This window comes from Actinomyces sp. MRS3W, from assembly GCF_032465695.1.
In the GTDB taxonomy this organism is placed as follows: domain Bacteria; phylum Actinomycetota; class Actinomycetes; order Actinomycetales; family Actinomycetaceae; genus Actinomyces.
Genome location: NZ_JAWDJJ010000263.1, coordinates 1 through 6,885, shown reverse-complemented (window position 1 = coordinate 6,885; position 6,885 = coordinate 1). Strand labels below are relative to the sequence as shown.

At 69.5% G+C, this 6,885-nt stretch carries 6 protein-coding genes; all 6 read left to right on the top strand.

Features of this window, described 5'->3' with window-relative positions:
* Positions 1-9: 9 nt before the first annotated feature.
* Positions 10-489 (top strand): hypothetical protein, encoded by a 480-nt coding sequence (locus RWX45_RS09990; RefSeq protein WP_316023577.1) that lies wholly within the window; start codon positions 10-12, stop codon positions 487-489.
* Positions 490-527: 38 nt separating this feature from the next.
* Entirely contained in the window at positions 528-2,315 is a 1,788-nt protein-coding gene (locus tag RWX45_RS09985; RefSeq protein WP_316023576.1) for a penicillin-binding protein 2, read from the top strand.
* Positions 2,316-2,387: 72 nt separating this feature from the next.
* A complete protein-coding gene (locus RWX45_RS09980) occupies positions 2,388-4,013 on the top strand; it encodes a UDP-N-acetylmuramoyl-L-alanyl-D-glutamate--2,6-diaminopimelate ligase (RefSeq protein WP_316023575.1) in 1,626 nt (541 codons plus the stop codon).
* Complete coding sequence (murF, locus tag RWX45_RS09975) at positions 4,010-5,479, top strand: UDP-N-acetylmuramoyl-tripeptide--D-alanyl-D-alanine ligase (protein WP_316023574.1); 1,470 nt, start codon at positions 4,010-4,012, stop codon at positions 5,477-5,479. The genes RWX45_RS09980 and murF overlap by 4 nt, the downstream gene beginning before the upstream one ends.
* On the top strand, positions 5,476-6,564 hold the full coding sequence (mraY, locus tag RWX45_RS09970) for a phospho-N-acetylmuramoyl-pentapeptide-transferase (RefSeq protein WP_316023573.1): 1,089 nt from the start codon (positions 5,476-5,478) through the stop codon (positions 6,562-6,564). The genes murF and mraY overlap by 4 nt, the downstream gene beginning before the upstream one ends.
* Positions 6,565-6,589: 25 nt before the next feature.
* On the top strand, positions 6,590-6,885 hold a 296-nt coding region (locus RWX45_RS09965), incomplete at its 3' end, for an NAD(P)-dependent oxidoreductase (RefSeq protein ID WP_316023572.1).

Genomic DNA, 6,885 nt, shown 5'->3' with positions numbered 1-6,885 from the left:
GAACCGCCGATGACCACCGCAGCCAAGGCCCGTCGGAGCTCCACCACTCATCCGTCCTGGCGCACGCTCACCGACGGCGCTACTGCCCGCGCCGCCCGTCGGCCCGCCACTCAGGCGCGGCCCGCAGGGGAATCCTCCGCACGTCCCGAGCTGCACGTCGTACGCGGTGTCGTCCCCTCCCGGCGCACCCTGCCGTTCCTGGCCCTCGTCATCGGCATTCTCGCCTGCGCCCTGGTGTCCTCCATGCTGCTGAACGCCTGGATGGCCGACACCGCCTACAAGATGAAGACGGCGCAAGTTGAGCTCAACGTTCTGACCGACCACATCGAAACCGTGCGCTCCGACGTGCGGGAGGCCTCGGCCGCCGACACATTGGCGGCCCGGGCGGCGAAGCTGGGTATGGTTCCGGCGGCCGCCCCCGGGGTTATCGACCTGTCCAGTTCCACCCTGGCGGGCGGCTCCGCCGCGACGGCGGATGACGAGCAGTGAATCCGGTCCATCCCAGTCGCCGCCGCGTGCTGCAGTTGATGGGCCTGGCCGGTTTCGGGGCGTTGGCGGGTAAGACCGCCTGGCTGCAGGTGGTGGAGGGGCCGACGCTGGCCGCGCAGGCCCAGGCCGAACGCACCGTCACCTGGGTCAATCGTGCCCCCCGGGGTGACATCCTGGGACGCGACGGCACGGTGCTCGCCTCCTCCGCCGTCTCCTACGACATCGGCGTCAACCAGATCAAGGTCGCTCAGTATGAGCGCACCGAGGAACGCACCGATGCGGCTACCGGGCAAACTCAAAGCGTCGTCGTCGGCCACGGGGCGGCAGCGGCGGCCGAGCAGATGGCTGAGATTCTCGGCGTCGACGCACAGGAGCTCGGTGCCAACATGGTGGGCGAGTCCACCTACGCCGTCGTGGCCGAGGCAGTCGATCCGGATACGTGGCGTCGCATCAACGCCCTGGCGATCCCCGGCGTCGAACCCGACCAGCGCACCCGCCGCACCTACCCGGCGGGATCGGTCGCCGGCAATGTCCTGGGCTACACCTATGAGGGAGACAGCCGCACGCTGATCGGCTCCGCCGGGCTGGAGCTGACCCAGAATGCCGAGCTGACAGGCGTCAACGGCAAGGGCAGCGTGGAGATCGGCAAGTCCGGTGCCATCATCCCCACCGGCAAGCAGGAGGAAGTCGCCGCCGTTGCCGGCACCAGCGTGCGCATGACCATTAACCCCGACCTGCAGGCCGTCGCGCAGGAGGCCATCGACGAGGTGGTGGCGGCTCAGGGCGCCGACTGGGGCTGCGTGGTCGTCATGGAGCCATCCACCGGCAAGCTGCTCGTGCTCGCCGACTCCGGAGCCGTCGACCCCGCCCACCCGTCGCAGACGCCCGAGGAGTCGCGCTCGGCCCGCAGCGTCCAGGCCATCTTCGAACCCGGCAGCGTCGGCAAGGTCATCACCTTCGCAGCGGCGCTCGAAGAGGGCACCATGAAGCCGGAGGACACCTGGACGGTCCCCTACACCTGGACCGCCGCCAACGGGCAGACCTTCCGCGACTCCCACTACCACGACGTCCAGACCCTCACCAGCGCCGGAGTCCTGGCCGAGTCTTCCAACGTCGGCACCGTGCAAATCGGTGAGCAGCTCTCCGACGACGTCCGCTACGAATACCTCAAAAGGTTCGGGTACGGGCAGACCACGGGCATCGAGATGCCCGCCGAATCCGCGGGCATGGTCAGCGCCGCGGCCGACTGGGACGACCGCACCCGCTACACCACCATGTTCGGTCAGGGCATCGCCGGCACCGCGCTGCAAGCCGTCCAGGTACTTGCCGCCGTCGCCAACCGGGGCGTGCGCGTCGCCCCGCGGGTCATCGACGCGTGGATCGACGCCGAAGGCAACGAAACCCCACAGGAGCAGCCCGAGGGGGTGCGGGTCATCAGCGAGGAGACCGCCCAGACGCTCACCGACATGCTCATTGGCGTCACCCAGGACGGGGGTACCGCGGAGGCCGCCTCCATCGATGGCTACCTCGTGGCCGGCAAGACCGGCACCACCGAGATCCTCACCGAGGACGGCACGGTCGCATCCTTCGTCGGCTTCACTCCCGCGCGCGATCCAGCCATCGCCGTCGCAGTGGTCGTCTACCGTCCCGAGGGCACCTACGGCGGTACCGTGTCCGCGCCGGTCTTTCGCAAGGTGGCCCTGGCCGCCATGCACACCCTGGGAATCGCCCCGGATCCCAGCGTCATCGCCGCCCAGGCCGCGGCCGAAGCAGATGCGGCCGCCGAGGCGGCTGCCGAGTCAGAAAGCGCAGGTGCGGAAGGATGAGTACCCTCGTCTTGGCATGTGCCGCCCTCACCGGGAGACCGGTACCGTCCTGTCACGATAGATTGGGGATCCATGAGTAACCACGCCTACGAGTCAGCCGCACGGCTGCGTCCGCACCAGTGCGCACCCACCGCGCTGAGCGAGCTTGCGCAGGCTTTCGGACTGGCCCCGGCGCGGCGCGATGACTCCAGCACCGATAGCGTGGCCGGACTCAGCATCACCGGCGTGAGCGTGGACTCCGGAGACGTGGCCGACGGCGAACTGTTCACCGCCCTGCCCGGTTTCAAGACGCATGGGGCGGCCTTCGCCGCCGAGGCCGTCGCCGCCGGAGCGGTCGCCGTCCTCACCGACCCCGCTGGAGCCGAGACGGTGCACGCCACCTGCCCCGGTATCCCGGTTCTCACCCACCCCGATCCGCGGGCTGTCGTAGGACCGCTGGCGGCCGCCGTCTACCACCACCCGGCCGAGCATCTGCTCACCACCGCCGTGACCGGCACCAACGGCAAGACCACCACCTCCTACTTCCTTGACGCCATTCTGACGGCCTACCGCGGCGCCTGCATGGTTGCCGGCACGGTCGAGCTGCGCGTCGGGGACATCTCCGTCGAATCTCCCCGCACCACCGTCGAAGCGCCGGTACTGCAGCGCATGCTGGCGCTGGCCGCCGAAGAGGGAGTGGGAGCTGCCAGCCTGGAGGCTTCCAGCCACGCGATTGTGCTGCACCGCCTGGACGGGCTCGTGGTGGACGTCGCCGGGTTCACCAACCTGCAGCGCGACCACCTTGACTTCCACGAGACCATGCAGGGCTACCTCGACGCCAAGGCCCAGCTGTTCACCCCAGAACACGCCCGCCGTGCCGTGGTGTGCGTGGACGACGAGTGGGGAGTTCAACTGGCCGGGCGCATCGCCGCCGCCGGAGCCATCGAAGTTGATCGCGTGCGGGCCTACGGCAGCGTCGGCGATGCCGCGAGCGGAACCGACTGGTGGGTCAGTGATGCGGCCGTCTCCATGACGGATTCGGCGACCACTTTCACCCTGCACGGCCCCGACGGGGAAAGCATCGACGCGGCCTGCCCGCTGCCGGGGCTGGTCAATGTCCAAAACGCTGCCCTTGCCCTGGTCATGGCGATCCGTGCTGGCGTCCCGGCGGAAACGGCCGTGGCCGCACTCGCCACAGCGCACAACATTCCGGGCCGCATGCAGCGCATCAGCCAGCGCGACGGCGTGCGCGGCACCTGCATCGTCGACTTCGCGCACACCCCCGACGCCATGGAGCTGACCCTCAAGGCCGTCCGCCAAATCACTCCCGGGCGCCTCATCGTCGTCTTCGGTTCCGACGGCGACCGCGACCGCGGCAAGCGGCCCATGCTGGGGCAGGTCTGCGCCCGCCTGGCCGACGTGCTCGTGGTGACCGACGAGAATCCCCGCAGCGAGGACCCCCAGACCATCCGGGACGCCATCCTGGAGGGGGTCCGCTCGGTGCGCCCCGATCTGCACGACGTCGAGGAAATCACCACCTGGCGCGGCGACGCGGTGCGCCGCGGGGTCGAACTGTGCGGCCCGCAGGACACCGTCATCGTCACCGGCAAGGGGCACGAGCCCTTCCTGGAGATTGCCGACGAGTTCATCCGGTACAACGACGCCCCCGTCATGCGTGAGGCCGTCGACGCCAAGTGGGGACCGGTGGAGCCCGCATGATCGCACGTCAGCTCGCCGACGTCGCCGCCCTCGCCCACGGCACCCTCGTCCCGGACACCGGGACGACGTCCCCTGCGGCGATTTCCGCCGTCGTCACCGATTCCCGCCAGGTCGGCCCGGGCACGCTCTTTGTTGCCCTGGCCGGTCAGCGCACCGATGGGCACAGCCACGTCGGCGCCGCCGCCACCGCAGGTGCGGCCGCAGCCTTGGTCAGCGACGTCGCTGCCGCCCGGGCCTGCCTGGCCGCGGCTGGAACCCAGCTGCCCCTCATTGCGGTTCCCGACACGGTCGCCGCGCTGGGGGCGCTCGCCCGTGGGCACCTGGCCGACCTGCGCCAGCGGGCCGCGCAACGCGGCACGGCGCTCACCGTCGTCGCCGTCACCGGTTCCGTCGGCAAGACCACCACCAAGGACCTGGTCCGCCAGCTGCTCGCCGCCCAGGCCCCCACGGTGGCCCCCGTGGCCTCCTTCAACAACGAGATCGGCCTGCCGCTCACCGTGCTGCAGACCGACGCCGACACGCGCTACCTGGTCCTGGAGATGGGTGCTTCCGCACCCGGGCACATCGCCTACCTCACCGACATTGCCCCGCTGGACGCGGCTGGCGTGCTCATGATCGGCCACGCCCACATGGAGGGCTTCGGCTCGATTGAGGGCGTGGCCCGGGCCAAGAGCGAAATCGTGCGCGGCCTGCTCCCGACCGGGACGGCCGTGCTCAACCACGACGACGCCCGCGCCGCCGCCATGGCCGACCTGGCCCCCGCCCACCTCACTTTTTCCGCCGCCGGGTCGCCCGACGCGGATATCCGCGCCACCGACGTCGTCCTCGACGCCGACGCCCACGCCGTCTTCAACCTGCACCTGCCGGGACTGTCCGTGCCGGAGCGGGTGCGTCTGGCCATTCCGGGCGGACACAACGTGTCCAATGCGCTCGCTGCCGCCGGGCTGGCGCTCGCCGCCGGCGCCGACCCCGCGGCGGTGGCAAGCAGACTCGCCACCGTCACGGTGGAGAGCCCCCATCGCATGGACGTGAGCCTGCGGGAGGGGAATCTGCTCCTCATCGACGACGCCTACAACGCCAATATCGACTCCATGACAGCTGCCATGCGCGCCCTGGACACGCTCGGCGACGACCGGCGCCGTGTGGCCATCATCTCGGAGATGTTGGAGCTGGGGGAGTCCTCGGTGGCGGACCACACTCGCACCGGTGAGCTCGCCGCCGCGGCCGGAGTCCAGCTGCTCATCACCGTGGGGGCGGGCGCCGCGCCTACCGCCGCAGCCGCCCGTCGACGCGGCGTTGAGGTGTACGAGCTGCCGGACGCCGACGCGGCGCTGGCACTCATGGACTCGACGGACAATCCGCTGCGAGACGGCGACGTCGTGCTCGTCAAAGGATCCAACGGCTCGGGTGCCTGGCGCCTGGCCGACTACCTGAGGGACAACCGCAAGGAGATGCGTGCCCGATGACAGCCATCCTCGTGTCCGCGGCGGTCAGCCTGCTGGTGTCACTACTGGGCACCCCCCTGCTCATCCGTTTTCTCCACAAGCGCGAGTACGGACAATTCATCCGTCAGGACGGCCCCCAGGGGCACTTCACCAAGCGCGGCACGCCCACCATGGGCGGTCTGGTCATCATTGTCGCCACCGTCCTCGGCTACGCGATGGCCAACCTCGTGGAGCTGCGCACCCCCCGCGCCAGCGGTGTGCTGCTGCTCTTCCTCATCGTCGGCCTGGGGCTCATCGGCTTCCTCGACGACTTCGAGAAGATCTCCAAGCAGCGCTCCCTGGGGCTGCGCGCCTGGCAGAAAATCATCGGCCAGGCAATCGTCGGCATCGGCTTTTCCGTGGCCGCCCTCAACTTCGCCGACCGGAACGGGCTCACCCCGGCCTCCACACGCATCTCCTTCGCCCGCGACTCGAGCCTCGACCTGGCCTTCGCCGGCGCGATCGTCGGCCTCATCCTGTTCACCCTGTGGTCGAACTTCCTCATCACCGCCTGGTCCAATGCCGTCAACCTCACCGACGGGCTCGACGGCCTGGCTGCCGGCTCCTCCGCCATGGTCTTCGCCGCCTACACCCTCATCGGCGTATGGCAGACCAACCAGTCCTGCGCCTATGGGCACGCCGACGTGGTGGCCACACTGTGCTACCAGACCCGAGACCCCCGCGATATGGCCATGATCGCCGCCGCGCTCATGGGATCCTGCTTCGGCTTCCTGTGGTGGAACGCCTCACCCGCGAAGATCTTCATGGGCGACACCGGCTCCCTCGCACTGGGAGGCGCCGTAGCCGGCCTGTCCATCCTCACCCGTACCGAGTTCCTGGCCGTGCTCATCGGTGGACTATTCGTCGCCGAGGTGATGAGTGACATCATTCAGGTGGTCTCCTTCAAGTCCACGGGCAAGCGCGTCTTTCGCATGGCGCCGCTGCACCACCACTTCGAACTCGGCGGATGGACCGAGGTCAACGTGGTCATCCGCTTCTGGATCATCGCCGGGGTATGCGTGGTGCTCGGGCTGAGCCTGTTCTACGCCGAATACCTCGTGTCCTGAACTGAGAGAGGATATGCATACAGCGATGACCACCAGCACAGCGCTTGCGGCACTGTCCGGAGCCCGCGTCGGCGTGGTGGGACTGGGCCGAACCGGACTGGCCGTCATTGAGGTCCTCACCGCCCTCGGTGCGCGCGTGTCCGCCTTCGACTCCCGGCCGGCGGCCGTGGAGGCCCTACCCGCTGCGCTCGGCACCGACACGGCGGCCTCCCTGCTCACCATGGCCGGGGACGACGCCCAGGTGGCCGCCGCGATTGCCGACGCCGACCTACGGCTACTCATCGTGTCCCCGGGAGTTCCCGCTACCGGGCCGGTGCTGAC

Excerpts from the sequence above, each read along its gene's own strand:
- RWX45_RS09990 (WP_316023577.1), top strand. The coding sequence starts at position 10 with ATGACCACCGCAGCCAAGGCCCGTCGGAGCTCCACCACTCATCCGTCC.
- RWX45_RS09985 (WP_316023576.1), top strand. The coding sequence starts at position 528 with ATGGGCCTGGCCGGTTTCGGGGCGTTGGCGGGTAAGACCGCCTGGCTG.
- RWX45_RS09980 (WP_316023575.1), top strand. The coding sequence starts at position 2,388 with ATGAGTAACCACGCCTACGAGTCAGCCGCACGGCTGCGTCCGCACCAG.
- murF (WP_316023574.1), top strand. The coding sequence starts at position 4,010 with ATGATCGCACGTCAGCTCGCCGACGTCGCCGCCCTCGCCCACGGCACC.
- mraY (WP_316023573.1), top strand. The coding sequence starts at position 5,476 with ATGACAGCCATCCTCGTGTCCGCGGCGGTCAGCCTGCTGGTGTCACTA.